20 protein-coding genes and 3 pseudogenes are annotated in these 17,668 nt (G+C 43.0%); 4 read left to right on the forward strand and 19 right to left on the reverse strand.

Translation table 11 applies throughout. The annotated features are described in order from the left end of the window. Positions 1-6: 6 nt before the first annotated feature. The 9 genes and pseudogenes from ablB to cgeC all read right to left on the reverse strand — a co-directional run bounded on the left by ablB (position 7) and on the right by cgeC (position 7,597). On the reverse strand, positions 7-834 hold the full coding sequence (gene ablB / locus G4P54_RS11350; RefSeq protein WP_167872712.1) for a putative beta-lysine N-acetyltransferase: 828 nt from the start codon (positions 832-834) through the stop codon (positions 7-9). Then, complete coding sequence (locus G4P54_RS11355; protein ID WP_167872713.1) at positions 812-2,122, reverse strand: peptidase; 1,311 nt, start codon at positions 2,120-2,122, stop codon at positions 812-814. Before G4P54_RS11355 ends, ablB begins: the two co-directional genes overlap by 23 nt. Positions 2,123-2,130: 8 nt before the next feature. Further along, complete coding sequence (locus G4P54_RS11360; protein ID WP_167872714.1) at positions 2,131-2,784, reverse strand: 3-oxoacid CoA-transferase subunit B; 654 nt, start codon at positions 2,782-2,784, stop codon at positions 2,131-2,133. Then, a complete protein-coding gene (locus G4P54_RS11365) occupies positions 2,769-3,458 on the reverse strand; it encodes a CoA transferase subunit A (protein ID WP_167872715.1) in 690 nt (229 codons plus the stop codon). The genes G4P54_RS11360 and G4P54_RS11365 overlap by 16 nt, the downstream gene beginning before the upstream one ends. Positions 3,459-3,464: 6 nt before the next feature. Continuing rightward, on the reverse strand, positions 3,465-4,799 hold the full coding sequence (locus G4P54_RS11370; protein WP_167872716.1) for an aspartate aminotransferase family protein: 1,335 nt from the start codon (positions 4,797-4,799) through the stop codon (positions 3,465-3,467). Between the two features lie 130 nt (positions 4,800-4,929). Next, a complete protein-coding gene (locus G4P54_RS21655) occupies positions 4,930-5,043 on the reverse strand; it encodes a YjcZ family sporulation protein (RefSeq protein WP_032682117.1) in 114 nt (37 codons plus the stop codon). A 79-nt stretch (positions 5,044-5,122) separates the two neighbouring features. After that, positions 5,123-5,902, reverse strand: a complete 780-nt coding sequence (gene cgeE / locus G4P54_RS11380) for a spore maturation N-acetyltransferase CgeE (protein ID WP_167872717.1) — start codon at positions 5,900-5,902, stop codon at positions 5,123-5,125. A 28-nt stretch (positions 5,903-5,930) separates the two neighbouring features. Further along, positions 5,931-7,211: a spore maturation glycosyltransferase CgeD gene (gene cgeD / locus G4P54_RS11385; RefSeq protein ID WP_024715339.1), complete on the reverse strand. Its 1,281-nt coding sequence runs from the start codon at positions 7,209-7,211 to the stop codon at positions 5,931-5,933. Between the two features lie 64 nt (positions 7,212-7,275). Then, positions 7,276-7,597: pseudogene (cgeC, locus tag G4P54_RS11390) on the reverse strand (spore maturation protein CgeC). Between the two features lie 187 nt (positions 7,598-7,784). On the opposite strand from cgeC, the gene cgeA reads away from it, so the two are divergent. Together cgeA and cgeB are read left to right on the forward strand one after the other, a co-directional pair. Then, positions 7,785-8,186: a spore crust protein CgeA gene (gene cgeA, locus G4P54_RS11395; RefSeq protein ID WP_024715338.1), complete on the forward strand. Its 402-nt coding sequence runs from the start codon at positions 7,785-7,787 to the stop codon at positions 8,184-8,186. Between the two features lie 6 nt (positions 8,187-8,192). Continuing rightward, positions 8,193-9,146: a spore maturation protein CgeB gene (gene cgeB / locus G4P54_RS11400; protein WP_167872718.1), complete on the forward strand. Its 954-nt coding sequence runs from the start codon at positions 8,193-8,195 to the stop codon at positions 9,144-9,146. A gap of 3 nt (positions 9,147-9,149) precedes the next feature. On the opposite strand, the pseudogene G4P54_RS21365 reads toward cgeB, so the two are convergent. Then, positions 9,150-9,450: pseudogene (locus tag G4P54_RS21365) on the reverse strand (phytase); the annotation flags it as partial. Positions 9,451-9,718: 268 nt separating this feature from the next. Here G4P54_RS21365 and G4P54_RS21370 point away from each other — a divergent pair. Then, positions 9,719-10,164, forward strand: a pseudogene (locus tag G4P54_RS21370) (polysaccharide biosynthesis protein). 336 nt (positions 10,165-10,500) lie between these two features. Here the strand turns inward: G4P54_RS21370 and msrB are convergent. Both msrB and msrA read right to left on the reverse strand, forming a co-directional pair. Continuing rightward, positions 10,501-10,935: a peptide-methionine (R)-S-oxide reductase MsrB gene (gene msrB / locus G4P54_RS11420; protein WP_167872719.1), complete on the reverse strand. Its 435-nt coding sequence runs from the start codon at positions 10,933-10,935 to the stop codon at positions 10,501-10,503. Next, positions 10,936-11,469 carry a peptide-methionine (S)-S-oxide reductase MsrA gene (gene msrA, locus G4P54_RS11425; protein ID WP_024715335.1) on the reverse strand — a complete coding sequence of 178 codons (534 nt, stop codon included), beginning with the start codon at positions 11,467-11,469 and terminating at the stop codon, positions 10,936-10,938. A 131-nt stretch (positions 11,470-11,600) separates the two neighbouring features. Between msrA and G4P54_RS11430 the strand changes: the two genes are divergently transcribed. Next, a complete protein-coding gene (locus G4P54_RS11430; RefSeq protein WP_003241533.1) occupies positions 11,601-12,026 on the forward strand; it encodes a MarR family transcriptional regulator in 426 nt (141 codons plus the stop codon). 50 nt (positions 12,027-12,076) lie between these two features. Here the strand turns inward: G4P54_RS11430 and G4P54_RS11435 are convergent, their stop codons facing one another. The 7 genes from G4P54_RS11435 to ilvA form a co-directional block, all read right to left on the reverse strand. Beyond that, complete coding sequence (locus G4P54_RS11435; protein ID WP_167872720.1) at positions 12,077-13,414, reverse strand: MATE family efflux transporter; 1,338 nt, start codon at positions 13,412-13,414, stop codon at positions 12,077-12,079. Positions 13,415-13,485: 71 nt separating this feature from the next. After that, positions 13,486-13,680 carry a protein YpmT gene (ypmT, locus tag G4P54_RS11440; RefSeq protein WP_024715333.1) on the reverse strand — a complete coding sequence of 65 codons (195 nt, stop codon included), beginning with the start codon at positions 13,678-13,680 and terminating at the stop codon, positions 13,486-13,488. Positions 13,681-13,692: 12 nt separating this feature from the next. After that, entirely contained in the window at positions 13,693-14,256 is a 564-nt protein-coding gene (locus tag G4P54_RS11445; RefSeq protein ID WP_024715332.1) for a YpmS family protein, read from the reverse strand. Between the two features lie 9 nt (positions 14,257-14,265). Continuing rightward, positions 14,266-15,033, reverse strand: coding sequence for an SGNH/GDSL hydrolase family protein (locus G4P54_RS11450; RefSeq protein ID WP_024715331.1), 768 nt, complete (start codon positions 15,031-15,033; stop codon positions 14,266-14,268). Positions 15,034-15,110: 77 nt separating this feature from the next. After that, the gene (locus tag G4P54_RS11455; RefSeq protein WP_167872721.1) at positions 15,111-15,692 is read right to left on the reverse strand and encodes an SCO family protein; all 582 of its coding nucleotides are present in this window, start codon (positions 15,690-15,692) and stop codon (positions 15,111-15,113) included. 152 nt (positions 15,693-15,844) lie between these two features. Continuing rightward, entirely contained in the window at positions 15,845-16,096 is a 252-nt protein-coding gene (locus tag G4P54_RS11460; RefSeq protein ID WP_024715329.1) for a DUF2535 family protein, read from the reverse strand. An 85-nt stretch (positions 16,097-16,181) separates the two neighbouring features. Continuing rightward, positions 16,182-17,450, reverse strand: coding sequence for a threonine ammonia-lyase IlvA (gene ilvA / locus G4P54_RS11465; protein ID WP_167872722.1), 1,269 nt, complete (start codon positions 17,448-17,450; stop codon positions 16,182-16,184). Between the last annotated feature and the right edge of the window lie 218 nt (positions 17,451-17,668).

The raw sequence follows: 17,668 nt of genomic DNA on the forward strand, positions 1-17,668 counted from the left end.
TTTCACTTACAGGTGCTTGCACCATATATTCATGTTTTCAAGACCTTCGGATATATAGCAGTTATTGATTAGCCTTCCGCCGTATTGATAACCGGAATGGTACAACACAGCATTCATCCCAAAAGACGCAGCACGGGCGAGAGAAAACACATTAAAGATTTCCTGCTCTGCCATTTCTTTTTCTAATGCTTCGATTAAAAAGCTCGTCAGCGAACATCCGCGATATTCCGGAAGCACAGCGCAGTCGGTTATTTCAGCATGACCCAGCTCTGGATTGATATCTGCGCTTGCTGCGCTGATTAGACTGTCATGATCAAACATGACATAATATATCGTATTTTCATTCATCGTCTGTTCAATATAAGCTGGATCAAATACTGGGGTCGGATACGTACGGAATACTTTTTTATACAGCATCGATAGCTGATACATGTCATTTGCTTCTGCTTTTCTTATCGTAAAATCCGGTTTATTTTCACTTCGGAGGCGAGGCGCTGTGCGATATAAAGCTTCTATCATCTCATGTTCCTTTACATAAGAATCTGTTTGCCTCCGGTTTTCTGTGAGATAACGGACCATGACACATGCCGGATGGCCGAGATAATAGCCCTTGAGAAAACCCTCCGGCGCAAACAATTGCTTGGCAAGCCCTGTCTCATCATGCTGTTTCGCATAGACGATGATTTTTTCCGCCTCCTCTTCTTTTGCTGCTGCCACGATTTCAGGCAGAGCCTTCTCAATGGCTCCGTCATAATGAACCACTCTGATTCGTTTATTAAATCCGTCATGGTCCAGAACAGCTGTGACCCCGTTACTCTTTATCGACTTTAGCATCCGCATCCTCCCCGTCTGTATGAACCCCGCACCAATCCATAACAAAAAGCGCAATAATTTTAGCAGATTCTATCATGGCTTCAACCTCAATGTATTCATTTGCCTGATGGGCTGTTTTTGTTTCCCCAGGCCCGAATACAATCACTGGCGTATCTCCCGCATGATATAAAAGCCCTCCGTCCGTTCCCCATGGCGAGGCCTCGGTGATTGGCGCTGTCCGTTTCATTTTTTGATAGGCTGATTGCAGCACTGAAATTAAAGGATGATCATCAGGTAAATCATTTGGCAGCCATTGAGCGCCGAACCATTCCACTTTTACCGGGTGGCGTTTAAACCATTCGTCACGGTATTCTAAATCCTTCAGCCAGTTTTCCAATTCAAGTTTTACGGCTTCTGGTTGTTCATGGGGAGCAATTCCGCATCTTCCTTCAATAACGACACGGTCTGCAACGGAAGATGGCCATGCACCGCCTGAGATAGTGCCGATATTCACCGGTACTGGTATGGGGACATTGTCATACAGCGGATCTGATATTCTCGCATTGCGGACTTTCTCCAGCTCTTGTATGGCTGTGATCACGTGCATGCTTTTTTCAATCGCGCTTACTCCCTCATAGCGTGTGCCTCCATGTGCCGCCAATCCCTTCACTGTGATCCGAAACCACATTGAGCCCTGCTGCTTTATAAAAAGTTTCATATTCGTGGGTTCCGGAATCAGCGCGCCGTCAGCACGATAGCCTCTCATGATGGCAGACAGTGTTCCTGCACCGCCGCACTCTTCATCTATAACACTTTGAAACAATACATCCCCCTTCAATTTGACATCGCAGGCGTGCAGAGCTTCTAAAGCAAAAAGAAGGGCTGTATTGCCTCCCTTCATATCCGTTGAGCCGCGGCCGTATATTTTACCGTTTTCTTCGACAGCTTGAAATGGCTCATACGTCCAATCCTTTAGACTGCCTTCAGGCACAACATCGATATGACCGTTTAAAATCAGTGACCTGCCCCCGCCCGCTCCCGTTTTTTTGGCAACAATGTTCGGGCTTTCATGAAAATCAGAACGATCCGATTTAAAGTAGGGATGCTGTTTTAATTGCTTTAGGCTTGGCTCCCACACGTCAATGTCCATCTGAAATTGCCGGAGCTTTTCAAGCACGACTGCTTGAGCGTTAAACTCTGAGCCCAATGTGCTTTTTTCTCCGATCAGCCTTTTGAGAAGACGAATGGCTTTGGCTGAATGCTGATCAAGCCACCCGATTACTTTTCTCTCAATCTCTTCCATCCTCATTCCCCCTTTTAAGAAAAAGGCATATCTATTTTGATTTCAGCTTCAGTCAGCTTCGTCACCTCGTCGATTGTCGAGCCGTTCATCAGCTCTTTTAAAATAAAATGATAGCCGTCAACCTCAAAAACCGCTTTTTCAGTAATGATCAAATCTACACAGCCTGCTGCAGTTAAAGGAAGCGTGCATGTCTCCGTTAATTTAGGTCTTCCCTTTTGATCAGTATGACTCATGACGACAACCACTTTTTTCGCCTTTTGGGCCAGTTCCATCGCCCCGCCCATGCCCGGCACCTTTTTTCCCGGGACGAGCCAATTTGCCAAATCGCCTGAGCGGCTCACCTGCAGGGCTCCTAAAATCGTAATGTCGATTTTGCCTTTTCTGATCATCGCAAAAGACATCGTTGTATCAAAATAAGATGCCCCTTTTACAGCACGGACAGGATATCCTGCGGCGTTGCATAAATGTTTATCCTCTTCCCCCTGATGAGGGCTTTCGCCAATCCCGAGCACACCGTTTTCCGCCTGAAGCATGACCTGCATATCAGACGGCAAAAAGTTCGGCACTAAGGATGGGATGCCGATGCCGAGATTCACAATCATGCCCTGCTTGATTTCAGAAGCGGCCCTTTTCGCAATCTGTTCTCTCTCTGTTACTCCCAAGCCCATTTCCACTTCACTCCTTCGCTTCTCACAACCCCCTCGATAAAAACCCCCGGTGTAACAATCATTTCTTCGGAGATTTCTCCCATCGGGACGATACGCTCAGCTTCGGCAAAGGTTCTCCTGGCGGCCATTGCCATAAGCGGGTTCATATTGCGCGCTGTTTTGTCATACGTCACATTGCCGAATTCATCGGCAATGTGCGCATTGATGAAGGCAAAATCTGCCGTCAGCGCCTCTTCAACCAAGTATCGCTTTCCTGCCACAGTCACGATGTCCTTTTTTTCACAGACCATTTGATTATCAATACCGACATCGGTTAAAATGCCGCCGAGTCCCGCTCCGCCGGCGCGAATCCGTTCTGCAAGCGTTCCCTGCGGTGAAAATTGGACCTCTAATATTCCGTCTGTCATCTGTTTTCCGGCTACAGGATTAGAACCGATATGCGATGCGATCAGGGTTTTGACCCGTTGATTGACAATAAGCGGACCGATCCCTATTTCCGGAAAACCGGCATCATTGCAAATGACGGTTAAATCTGTTACACCGCTGTCCAATATAGCTTCAATCAATGAAGGAGGCGAGCCGACTCCCCCAAAACCGCCAAACATCAGGACGGATCCGTCCTGAACATCCGCAATTGCTGTTTCGATGCTGATCGTTTTTCGAAATGGCGCCATTTCATTTCAACCCTTTTTCAGTTTTTTTTCGACCGCTGCAACTATTTCTGAAAAAATAGATATAAGTTCTTTCATTTCATCATCTGAAATCGTAAAAGGAGGAGCAATTATAACAGCATCTCCTTCCCCGCTGTCTATTCCTGCTTTGGCAGGATATACTATCAGTCCGCGTTTTTTCGCCTCACCGACAATAAACTGGGTAATTGCCCGTTCTGGCGGGAACACTTTCTTCGTTTTCTTGTCTGCAACAAATTCAACGCCTAATAACAGACCTTTTCCGCGCACATCACCTATGATTTCGCTTTGAGAAGCCGCATCTATAAGCTTCTTCTTCAGCACAGCTCCCTTTTTTTCTGATTGTTTGATCAAGCCATGCTTTAACACATACCGCAAAACTTCTAAAGCAGCTTTGGCCGAATAGGGATGTGCACTATACGTGTGGCCGCTCATAATCACACCTGAACCTTGTTTGATCGTTTCAATAATAGGATCAGATACAACGGCAGCAGCAATAGGCGCATACCCGGCGCCTAGCCCTTTCCCCAGTACAGCAATATCAGGAACAGTGTGCCAATGCTCTGTCGCGAGCATTTTTCCTGTTCTTCCAACCCCTGTCATCACCTCGTCTGCAATAAAGAGCACATCATGCGTGCGGCATACTTCACTTAATCTTTCATAGTATCCCGGAGGCGGAGTGATCGCTGCTCCAGCTGCCCCAATAATAGGCTCAGCCACAAAGCCGGCGATAAATTGGCTCCCGATTCTTTTGATCGCAGTTTCCAGTTCATCAGCTGCAGTCTGAACAAGGTTTTCTTCTGCCCCATGATTCAGCCGATACATGTGTGGAACTGAGATAGCTGGATACCGCTCAATGAGATGGGTGAACCGGTATCTCCTTTCATAAAAGCCCGATAATGAAAGCGCTCCCAAAGTTATTCCGTGGTAACTGCTCCATCGTGACAAAAAGATGGATTTTTGTGTCTGCTTTTTTTCCTGCCAATACTGAATGGCGATTTTCATAGCTGTTTCTATCGCTTCCGATCCGCTGTTGACAAAAAAAGACCAATTCACGTCTCCCGGCAGCTCCTCGGCCAAGAGTGCGGCTAATTGCTCGGCAGGCTCGCTCGTAAACTGTGAGCGATAAGCAAAAGACACCTGATCAAGCTGTTCTTTCAGCTTCTCAGTCACATCACGAACCCCGTGGCCGATATTGCATGTCACCGCACCTGATGAGCCGTCAAGATATCTTTTTCCGGTCTGGTCATAAACATATGAACCCTTTGCATAACTGACAACCGGATAGGCCGAACTAAGCTCGGGCTTAATCAAATAACTGCTCATGTTCCCACCTCAAAAACCATTTTGATCTATTGTATGAGTGTCCAAATTGCGTCATGACGTTCCCCGCAAAAACTTTTTCATACAAAAAGGAGCCCTCCTGAATAGAAAGACTCCTTTTGAATATCATCATCTAGCAAATGAAAGTGGCTCCGACAATAATTAGTAAAATAAACAAGACAACAATCAATACAAATGTATTTATCCCGCAGCCACACCCGTAACCGTATCCAGGGTATCCATACATGCTGGTTTCATCCTTTCTTATCACGATATACGGCATTTTATGCGGGCCAAGTCCCAAATGGTTTGTGCAATCGCCTATTTCATGTAAGGAAATAATGAAAAACAGTATGCACCCGCTCATATTTTTTAAACGTCAGCTTTTCATAAAAATGGGTAGCGCCATCAGTACTTGTAGCCACTAAATAGGCTGCTTCCATTCCTAGTGACTTGGCGATGGACAGCATTTCTTTCACTAAGATACTGCCATAGCCCTTCCTTTGAAACTGATCCAAAATGGCCACTTCTTCGATTTTAGCTGTTTTCTCTTGTGGATGAATGAACAGCTCGCCGCACCCGATGGGAATCTTCTGAGCCTCGTCGCTGTAACAAACAACAAGGATGATCGTTCCCGCTTCGTAAAAAGGATATTTTCTTTTTAATTTTTGTTGAGCGATCGCTTCTCCTATATAAATCGAATCGTAAATTTTCATAATAGAAGATCCATCACTAAGGCTTTTTGCTGTCCCCCATGCCGTTATCGGATGACCCACCTGCTCCTTCCAGTCAATAAGCTTCATGTCATATAACAGCTCATCCTCGACGACAAACCCGTTTTTCACTAGCGATTGCTTCAAACCGAGCGGAAAAACATGCTTTGGCGACGCTTTTAAATGGAGATAATTCGCATCAAGCAGCTTTGGTACGGATGGCAAAAAATCCAGTAGCCGCTCCAACGGAAACGTATCATGGAGCTGCACAAAATTATGAGAAAAAATTTGCGGAAGCTTCGAATCTCTATAAACACTGTAATGATCAAACGATTCTAATTCAGACGTTAACAATATATATTGATGTTCCGTTTTTGAATAATGTCCTGTCATGAACGTCTCCTTTTTATGACCTATCCCTTTATTCAGTTGCAATATTTAATTTCTTTATAATCTCATCGTACACCGGATCAAACGGCTTTCCAATTGGAAATTGCTGAATATTTCGGAAAGAAGCGGAGATTGGCTTATGATGTAAAAAGAACTTCCTTGCTACTTGTTTACTAATCGGGTGAAATACGCCGTTTAAAAATAAAAACGGCTCACGCTCTATGAAAAACAGCCTTCGTCCAGGCGGATTTTCAATCAATTCAGAGCGTTCCCGCGTAATTGGCAGCCCTTCCGGCAGCGCCGCTAGTTCTTCTTTTTCAATTGTCAGTATGTCTTTTCTTTTAAATTGATAAAACTGAAAAGCATACTGACCGGCAATCCGCCTTTTTTTTCCGGCTTCGATATAAAATATTGCGGGCTGGTCAGCTTCCTTCACTACAATATAATTCGGAATGTTTAAAATTTTCCCGATCCTATATTGGAATAAATATGGATCTGGAACTGCCACAGTCCGATTTAGATACAATGAACCCCATCTTTCCCCGACAGGATGCCTGACACCCTGATCAAAAAAATACACATGTTGATCTGAACCTTTTACAAAAGAGCCGTCAATCAAATCGGCGGGCAGAAACCGATAAGCATTTTGAAATGAATCAGGGGTTTTATAGGTTATATCTAATACTTCATTTATCGGCAGAAAGGGGGCAAAGTTGTTGATCCTGGACCAAAAAATTGAGTCCCCATGATTCCAATGCTTCATATCATCATCCCAATAGTTTCCATATTTATGGTGAATACGATCAAGTAACGAACGACGGTGCATAACTGAGCAGTGATCGACTTGAAATGCAGCCTGATGAAGCACTGTATTGGCATTTCTATAGAAATATGAGATTTCCTCTCCCCGTTCGTTTACATGTACAACTTTCTGTTTTGAATAGACTGCCTGTGCCTCAGGCTTATCTGAAAACGTCTGCACCATCCGGCTCAGCCTCTCTGGATGATAAACAGTGTCATCAGTGAGATAGGAAATGTAATCGCCGTCAGTAAATGGGAGTGCGGCATTGATTAATGTGGCATAACGGGTTGTTTTTAATCGTTCAGCAGGATGTATAAAACTGTTTTGATAACGAATGCGCCGGTCATGAAGGTACTTGTGAATCACCGCAGTCGTTTCTTCATTAGAATGATCATCCATAATAAAAAGCTCCCAGAGATCATGAGTTTGCTTCATGACGCTTTCAATCGCTTTTTGCAGATAATCAGGTTTGTTGTAACTTGTTAAAATAATAGACACTTTCTCTCCCACCTATACAGCCCCCCATCGTCAAACATAAAAACAGCTCTGCTGTAAGCAGAGCATCTGACATCATTTAAAAAGCACCCCAGCTTACCACTTGAGAGTGCGAGATTAGATCCCATGTTATTTAACGGGTTTTGAAAAACAACCACATCTGTCAGAACCTCTTTTGCGATGACGCTTTAAAGCATATTTCCATTCGACAGATGAACCGCTGAAACCGGTACACCATGTTCTTTTGCAAATACAAGCTGGCGTCTGAGATCAAATAGATTTCCTTCAAAAGACAATTGACGTATCAGCAGAATTAGCAAAAGCAAAATAAAATGCAGTTCATCTCGATTTTCTTCTTGATCCAATTGATTCTCTAAATCTAAATCATCCTTCTCCCTTATCCTTGTCTCTGTTTCACAATATGAGTAACTTTGATTTATGGTATAGGACTATGTCCATTCCATTAAAAAATCAGCATTTTCCTTAAATACATGAAAAATAGATCAGGTACGGCGTTCGACTCATACCAAATAACAGCCAGAAGAATATGATTAACGTGAGTTCACTATTGAATAGGAGGTGTATGTAATGAGCTCTGAAAATGCACAGTTAAAAAAGGATTTGATTAAAACCGTTTTAAGTCCTTTATTTCCAACTGCAACAGAAGGAGGAGAAAACATGGATAGTAATCTTAAAGCCTTGCTTGAAGCTGCCATCGATCAAAAAGTAGATGAAAGTGAAACGGTTACGACAGAATCTCTTTTAGACCCTTCCCTTCCGCCAAGATGGATTTTTGCCAGAGTTACGCCAGGCACGACACTCAGCATTGTGACTGATTCTGGTGACATGATCGGACCGGTTGTCTTCGTTGATTTTGATCAGGTTCATGGTATTGTTTATGTCACACAGGAAAGCTCCGTCACTCCGGCAGGCCAAGCTACAACATTAATTGATGTAGATAAAGTAGAAAGCGTAACGTTCTTTTCATAACACCCGATGAAAGTCTTGTATATCCAGTCGGGATACGGAGGAATATACAGTTATTTTGATCGCTGGGCTGAAGAGTGTTTTCAGAACACTCATACAGAGTATATGATTGCATATAAACCTGAAAGAGAATCTTTGATGAAGATCGAAACATTTCAGCCGGACTTCGCACTTATGATGGTTGGAGACCACGTTCCTCACGACTGGCTGACCTGGTTAAAGGGTAAGGGTATTCCCGTATACGTTTGGCTGACCGAAGACCCGTTTTATATTGATATCAGTCTTCAGGTGATGAAGCACGCTGACGCCATATTAACAATTGAACAAAACGCCGCTCTTTATTATCGTGAGCTTGGCTGGCGGCACGTCTATTACATTCCCATTCCGGTTAATCATCGGCTGTTTAAAAAAATGGACACAAAACATTCCTTCCATTCAAATCTGCTTCTGATCGGCTATCCTTACCCTAATCGGGTTCAGCTTATGAAAGAAGCGGTACATCTGCCTTACACGATTCGAGTAATCGGTACGGAATGGAGAAAATATCTGCCTAAAAAAGTACTCAAACAGCCGCATATCGATGTCGTCAGCACATGGGTTCCGCCCGAACAGGCTGTCCATTATTATAACGGGGCGGACATCGTGATCAATGCACATCGTCCTTATCATTTCGCTTTCAACAAAAATCATATGCGCATCAAAAACGTCAGTTTTAATAACCGAACATTTGATATCGCTGCATGCGAAGCATTTCAATTAACAGATTTACCCGCGGCCCCTCCTTTTTCATCCTTTATTTCTTATCACAGCATCAACGACTTTAAGGAAAAAGCCGCTTTCTATATTAACCATCCTGAGGAACGGCATAAAGCAGCAGCATCCAATTACAAAGAGACCGTACCCGCAAATACGTTTGATGAGCTCCCTGTAAAACTAAAGGCGATTCATCTGGCGCTTTCTTAAAAAATCGTTCATTGTTATGAACGATTTTTTCATTCTCAGCTTACATTCACGCACTCTTTTCCCTGTCACATCCCCCTTTCCATTATCACAATTTCATACTGCTCAAATTCGCCTTGTTTGCCGGTCACTAATGCATGAAAAGCTCCCGTTTCCTTGCTGTGATACAGGCTGAATCCGTAAACCTTAGAAAAATCAGTGAAATAGGATGTTTAGGAGCTGTAATGCTTTTCAATTTTCCTTTATCCCCGTTTATTGCATGAACCTTTTTTATAGTTTTCCTGACTCTTAAATCACTTTTGCCTGCATGGCACGTGAGAAGAGATTGACAGAGTTGTTTTTGCTGTGCGAAATAAATCTACAATGAATATTTAGTACATTATTCATTTAGTTAAATTATTCTGCAGTTTTGTTTATTTTTCTGTTTTGACAAATGCCTTTTGCTGCTTACACCCAAACAAGTGATTGTATTCAGCTGAAGAACAGTAAACTGTCATGAGCCAAAAGTATGCGGAGGATAAGCGGCTTTTATTTGCACTCGGAGATGTGTGTGATCGCAGAAGGGTGAATAGGTAATGAAAAGCGTAGGTATCGTCTTTCACGCGGCTGCGCTGAAACAGGTTCCGACATGTGAAGAGACCAATCTCATCGCGGGCAGAATGTGGTGAAGGCTGCCCTGTTACATCGTGTGAATCATGTCGTCAATATCAGTACAGATAAACAGTGTATCTCCTATGAACACAATGGGGGCCACCAAGCTGTTATCTGAAAAGCTGTTTCATCAAGCAAACCGCCACGTTCAAAACAGAGGAACCATGCTTTGTTCTGTCCGCTTCGGTAATGTTCTCGGCTCAAGGGGGCGGTCATTCCTATTTTATTTGAACAAATGATGGAGGGCGAACCACTGACCATCACAGACAAGAACATGACCAGATTTTTTATGAGCATAGTCGATGCGGCTATACTGACATTGCAATCAGCAGCTATTGCAAAACTACAAAATGGAATCATTGAAACTTGAAGAACTGATTCATGTTTTGAAGAATATGCCTCGCAGCACGGGCTCCCGCGGCCGGCTGCAGTAGAAGTCAGCAAGCGCTAAGGTGAAAAACTTCACGAAGAACTAACATCTCCTCATGAAGTTGGGTATGAATGGGGCAACCTTTATGCGATCCTTCCAGAGCCGGAAAAACATCCTGATTTTCGCAAAGTCAACTTTCCAGGGTATCAATCGGATCAAGCCACTCTCATTACGAAAGAATTACCCAGATTATCAGATTATTGAAGAATTGCATCAAGAAAAAAAGGCATAAAAACAAGCCTGTCTATCCAATAGGCAGGCTTGTTTTTTGGTGTTTTATTTATCAAAGAGATGCAGATAGCTTTCGTATCCTTCTTCTTTTAGCTTTTCCTTCGGCACAAACCGCAGCGCTGCTGAATTTATGCAGTAACGAAGCCCGCTTGGCCCCGGCCCGTCATTGAATACATGGCCGAGGTGAGAATCAGCAGTACGGCTTCTGACTTCTGTGCGGATCATGCCGTGGCTCTTGTCTAGCTTTTCTTCTACTTCTTCTTCCTCAATCGGTTTTGTAAAGCTTGGCCAGCCGCAGTGGGAATCAAATTTATCCTCAGATGTAAACAATGGCTTGCCTGACACGATGTCGACATACAGCCCTTCTTCCTTATGATCCCAATATTCATTTTGAAACGGCGGCTCCGTGCCGTTATTTTGCGTCACCTCATATTGCATGCGGTTTAGTGACTTTATTTTTTCTTCTTTATTGTGCGCCATTTATTTCGCCCCCCAATGCTGATGAATAAATCCGGCACGTCCGGAACCTGTCCGGTAGCGCTGATAATGTGCTGGATTCTTTTTATAAAAATGCTGATGGTAGCCTTCCGCTTCATAGAAAGGTTCGGCCTTTAAAATGTCCGTTACAATTGGATCTTTAAAGATGCCGCTTTCCGCCAGACGCTGTTTGGAAGCCTCCGCAAGCTCCTTTTGCTTATCGTTATGATAATAAATGGCTGCGCGGTAGGAACTGCCGCGATCAGCAAACTGCCCGCCAGCATCTGTCGGATCGATTTGCTGCCAAAATAATTCAAGCAGTTTTTCATATGGGAATACATCAGGATCAAACGTGATTTGAACGGCTTCACGATGTCCCGTCGTTTCACTGCACACTTCTTCATACGTAGGGTTTTCAGTATGGCCGCCTGTATACCCGGACACCACTTTTTCAATCCCCGGCTGTTCGTCAAAAGGTTTAACCATACACCAAAAACAGCCTCCTGCAAATGTGGCGATTTCTTTTTTTTCAGACATACTGGTGCCTCCTTTGTTAATACGTGGTATTATTATATTATAGCATGTAAAAATAGAATGAAAATGATTCTGCTTTTCAATAAAATTTATAGGTTTTAAGCAATATGCTTATGTAATGGAGGTTCACAAATTTGAAAGTAAGAACACAGATGATGTATGATATGGAAACTTTACTTCGTAAAGTCTTTAAACAAATACGGAATGAAATCAATGAAATTCTAGATAAAGAACTGTCGCGGAATGAATTTACCATTCTGCGGATCCTCAGCGAGCAAGGTCCTAAAAAAGTCACCGAATTTGCGCCAATTTTAGAGGTATCGGCAAGCCACATTACTGCTGTGACTGATGCGCTGGTAGAAAAGGAATGGATTACGAGAATCAGATCGAAGGAAGACAGACGCATCATCCGCATTCATATCACCGAAGCAGGCGAAAAAGTCCTTCAGCATTTCAACGAGAAAAAAACGGAATATTTCTTTAAACGCTTCGACTGCTACAGTGATGCCGAACTTGCTTCATTAATCGAGCTATTCAGCAAACTTGATAAAAAACGATGAAAAAGAGCACATACCGCTCATATGGGTATGTGCTTTTCGCAGCGCTTCACTTATTTTTCAGTAAACAGTTTCATTGTTTTCCAGCGGCCGTATCTGTAATACAAAAATGCCGCACAGCTGCTTAATAAAAAACTCATTCCGATCCCAAGACCGATTCCTTTCTGTCCAAGCCAAGCCGAAAATAGAGCAGTGAAAGGATATCTCAAAACCCAAAACGATATCAAGTTTAAAACGAGCACCTGCAGCATCGCCCCCGCCGCTCTGACGATTCCGTTCAGCACGAAATTAATTCCGATAAAAGGATAGAAAAAAGCGATCCACCGTAAATATTGTTCCCCAAATGCAACAGCATCAGGCTCGCTGATAAATAACCTCATGAGGTATTTACCAAATACCCAAATCATCACTGCAATGACCAGCATGCAAGAAATAACAGCCATCACACCCAGTCTCGCAATCTTTCCCACTCTTTTCTCATTTCCCATTCCGATATTTTGCCCCGCCATACTGTTGACTGCCGTGCCGACAGCCATAGCGGGAAGCGTGATGATGCTGTCGAGCCGCTGCACCGCGCCGAACCCTGACACCACGTGTTCCCCGTATGAGTTGACAACACTCATAATTGCCATCATTCCGCCCGTAATCACCATCATCTGCAGACCGGCCGGAATTCCGAGTTTCAAAATCAGCGCAGATTCCTCCCATTTAGGCAGCCGGGGGATAGAGAACGGCACAAGCTTGTGTTTGATGACATAAAACAATCCATACAGAAACGCAATGCCCTGTGACAAAATCGTCGAATAAGCAGCTCCCGCTATTCCCATGCGGAACACAGAAATAAAGAGCGGCGCCAGCACTGTGTTCAGCACAACGGCAAAGGCTATAAACCGAAGCGGTGTCCTGCTGTCGCCAAGCGCCCGAAGCACAGTGCTGATAAAGTTATAACCAAACAAAAACAATATGCCGATAAATTGAATCTGTAAATAAGACTCAGCAAGCGGGATCATAGACTCCGGCGTTTTTAGAAGGCGGAGCAAAAGCTCTGACAGAAAAAAACCAGCCGTGCCGAAACCGATGCTTAGGCCCGTTAATAAAACAACAAAAGCGTTAATATAAGACGCCATTCCTTTTTCATCATCTTTTCCCTTTTGCTGTGACAAAATCGTTAACGTCGCATTGTTAAGGCCCAAAATGAAAGACAGCACGGTTAATACAATCGTACTTGATACCGCCGCTGCCCCAAGGGCCTTTGCCCCCAGTAAATTGCCGATCCACATACTGTCTATCAATTGAAAGGAAACCTGCAAAGCGTTTCCGAGCATAATCGGCGTTGAAAACAGCACAAGCTGTTTCAGCACGTTTCCCTGTGTAAAATCGTATGCTTTCATTATTTCTCCTTATGTTCTCAAATTTTCGTCAGACCGCATGAAAAAAGAGACGGTGTTTCATGTCTCTTTTTTCATGATTTATCGGTTTTTTTCCGGTCTCTCATACCGAATGTAAGCACCATCACACTTAGGAACAAGGCACAATAGGAAATGTTCAAGTACATTTGATCCATATCTTCAGCGGCCAGATGATGATAAGCAAGCCAGCCGAAATACAGGGAAAATGTAAAGGACAATAAACTGAAATACTGGTAAATCCGTCTCATTTTCAGTCACCTCTAGTGTTTAGGATGGTAATAGGAAAACTCAATTTCATCTTTTTCCAAATTTATTTTATCCGCTTTGACATACATTCCATTCGTTAAAGGCATTTCTGACAGACGCACTTCAATGCTCTTATCGCCGGGATGAACGTGGACAAATGACGGCAGTTCGTAAAAACTGTCCATATAATTTAACACAAAGCTAATCGGTATACTCAATTTTCCTAACGAAAATTGAGTAACATTCAGCTCCACATCACCATTTTTTTTCACAGTCGGTTCAAAAGCGATAAACGCATCAATGGACGTGGAAAATGCCTTGATTTTCCCTGCGACATGAACATCGTCATCAATCTCTACTTTATAATCAAGCTTGTTTGATGCTTTGTCGTTTAAATATGAGTTGACAAACGCTGCTAATGATTCTTTTGTGCTTGTCACTTGAAATCCATACTCGCTATCAGTTGAATCCTTCACCTGAGCTTGTTTACCCGGCAGCATAACAAGTGCCATAACCCCAACGGCAAGGATCAAATTGATTGCAAGCAATATAAAAAACAGTTGTTTCCACTTATTCATGATGTCACCCTACTCTTTCGGTAATCCTTCTTTTTTAATGGCTTGATAGACACGCTTTGCAATAAGGGAATAACCCGTACCATTAGGATGAAAATCATCTTCTTCGGAAATTCGGCCGCTGTCACTTTTTTTATTGAACAGGTCTTCGATATGAATGATTTTTGCCTGTTTATCTTTTTTGAGTTCTTTTTCAGCAATATGGTTCCAATCAGTGACGACTCCGTTTATTTCATTTAATTCAGATAACGTAAACGTAAACGGATTATACATGCTGACATAAATAAGCTCAGCGTGATCATTCAGCCTCCGAATGTCAGAAATAATTTTTTCAAAACGCTTTTCGTACGGCTTTTCCGCTTCCTGAAACGGTTCAACGGTTAATTGCAGAAAGTTTTGGCGAAGAACTTTCATTAAATCATTACCGCCAATGGTAAAAAAGACATAATCTGCGTCCTTTATGCCTTTTTGAACCTTTTTATCTTTTAGCTTCTCTAATAAATCATCCGAACGGTTCCCTTTGACGGCATAATTTTTTACGTCTACCGTTTTGACTTGTCTATCTGACCGGATAGAATCCGCCACCATGCCGACATATCCCTTTCCTTCGGGATCTCCGACACCTTCTGTCAGCGAATCTCCGACAGCCGCAATGATAATGTGCTCTTTCGTTTTCGGTTCATGTGCTTTTTGTTTTCCCTCAGATGCTGTACGTACGCTTGTACATGCAGTAAGAAGCAAAATCATACTGGCCATGAGTGAAAAAATGCGCAGCTTCAATCTTGTTGCTCCTTCCCATTCTACTAGTGGAAAGTGTATCATGTTTTAGAAGATTTGAAAATGCCTAGTCTGCCAGCTTACTTGAAGGCACTGGCTGATTTCACATCGGCAATAATGTCATCGTAGGGTGTATTTTCCACTCCATTATAATCTTTCAGCACCTTGCCGTCCGGGCTTACTAAATAAAAAGTAGAATAATGAATGACTTGGTCCTCGCCCTCCGTTTTTTTCACAATCGCTTTAAAACTCTTTAGCGCGAACTCCTCAATCTCCCTCTGGCTGTATCCCGTGAGGAAATCCCAGTTATCAAAAGATAATGGATAGTTTGCAGCAAATTTCTTCAGCTGTTTCGGCTTATCGTTTTCTGGATCAACGCTAAACGAAACGATACGGACATCTATATTCTCAGCTTTCAGCTTTTTTTGCAGCTCGGTCATATGAGCAGTCATCGGCGGACACACAGTTTCACAATTGGTAAAGATAAAATCCGCCAGCCATACTTCTCCTTTTAAACTTTCTAACGAAACGGTCTTGCCGTCTTGGTTCTGAAATGTAAAAGGCTCCACCTCGTAATTGAGCGGATCTTTAATCTGCTGTCCTCCACAGGCACACAAAAGCAGAAAAAACAGCCCTGCCGTTAAACCCTTGATCACCTTCATGACATTCACCCTTTCCCGCCAGCATAAAAACGCTTTCTGAAACCACCCTTACCTGCTGCGCCCCATGTTTATATTCGATACCGGGCAAAAAAAATCCTGCATGCCTCCCAATCAACGGTTACAATAGGGGGACACACAGGTATTAACGGCAATTACGCGTTGTGCTTTAGCACCTCTTGATGAAAAACAGCCTGATAATCTGCCCATTTCATCCGGCGCTTCATATATTGTCGGAATGAATATACTTTTGCCCTGCTGTTTGATGAAAACACTTCTTTTAAGTAGAATTGCAAATGGTGATGTAACATAAAGAAATAGTGCTCATCTTCCTTTAATACAGGTATTTCTGTCACTTTCACCTGAATCCCGTCACTGCGTTTGAACTCTAGGCTTTTGAGTAACAAGCTATCAATCCTCTTTTTTGTTTTTCTTCTATTATATACAATGCCAGCCGGGCTGTCTGTCATTTTACGCGGTTGTGTCAAAAAATTAGATCAGCAAATGGAACAAGTCCTCATCCTTATTCACCTCTACATAATGAAACGGTTTTCTGTTCATCCGTTCAATCAGCGGACCATAGTCGGCCTTATTCTGCAGCTCGATGCCGACAAGAGCAGGTCCGTTGCTTTTATTATTTTTCTTCGTATATTCAAATCTTGTAATGTCATCATTAGGCCCGAGGACTTCGTCAAGAAATTCGCGGAGCGCCCCCGCTCTTTGCGGAAAATTGACGATAAAATAATGCTGAAGTCCTTCAAAAATCAAGGACCGCTCCTTCATTTCCTGCATTCTTCCGATATCGTTATTGCCCCCGCTGACCACACACACCACATTTTTGCCTTTAATTTCATCCTTGTACAAATCAAGCGCTGCGACAGAAAGAGCTCCAGCCGGTTCCGCAACAATCGCACATTCGTTATATAATTCAAGAATGGATGTACATACTTTCCCTTCAGGCACAAGGAGAATGTCATCGACGACGGTTTCCAGTGTCCGGAACGTTTTCTCTCCAATTTTTTTAACAGCTGCTCCATCTACAAACTTATCAATTTTATCAAGTGTGATGACATGCCCGGCTTTGTTTGATTCAAAATAGGATGCCGCTCCCTTCGGCTCCACAGCAATTACCTTTGTATCAGGTGACACATTTTTTAAATATGTGCCTGCTCCTGAAAGAAGACCGCCTCCCCCGACACTTGCAAAAAGAAAATGCGGCTCTGTATCAATATCGTTTAAAATCTCGACCGCCAGCGTTCCCTGACCGGCCATCACATCCGGATCATCGAACGGATGGATAAATGTCCGAGATTCCGCCTCACAGCATTCAACAGCACTTTTATACGCGTCGTCAAACGTATCCCCTGTCAAAATAATATCGATATACCCTTTTCCGAATAGTTCAACTTGAGATACTTTTTGTCTCGGTGTTGTAGACGGCATGAAAATCTTCCCGTGAATGCCAAGGTGTTTACACGAGAATGCCACGCCTTGGGCGTGGTTTCCGGCACTCGCACACACAACTCCGTTCTTTGTCTGCTCGCTGGAAAGCTGTTTGATTTTATGATAAGCCCCTCTGAGCTTAAAAGATCTGACAACTTGCAAGTCTTCACGTTTCAAATAGATATTGCATTCATATCTCTCAGAAAGTCTGTCATTCCTTTGCAAAGGTGTGTGAATGACAACATCCTTCACGTTTTGATGAGCCTTCAAAATGTCTTTCACTTGGATGAGAGAGTTTTCTTTAAGCAACGGTTTCATGTACAGATTCCTTTCTTGTTTTAAATCCCTATTTAATATGCCATTATAACATGAATATTCAAAAAATAAGACAATTATTTTATTTAATTATTAAAAAAATACAGACGACGTTTAGCGCACCTTGTTGAAACATCTGAATCAGCGGCATTCTGCAAACCTAAGAAAAAAATTGATCACAAATATAAGATGTTTTTAACCAAAAGACATGATATAATAAA

This window comes from Bacillus tequilensis, assembly GCF_012225885.1.
Lineage (GTDB): Bacteria > Bacillota > Bacilli > Bacillales > Bacillaceae > Bacillus > Bacillus tequilensis.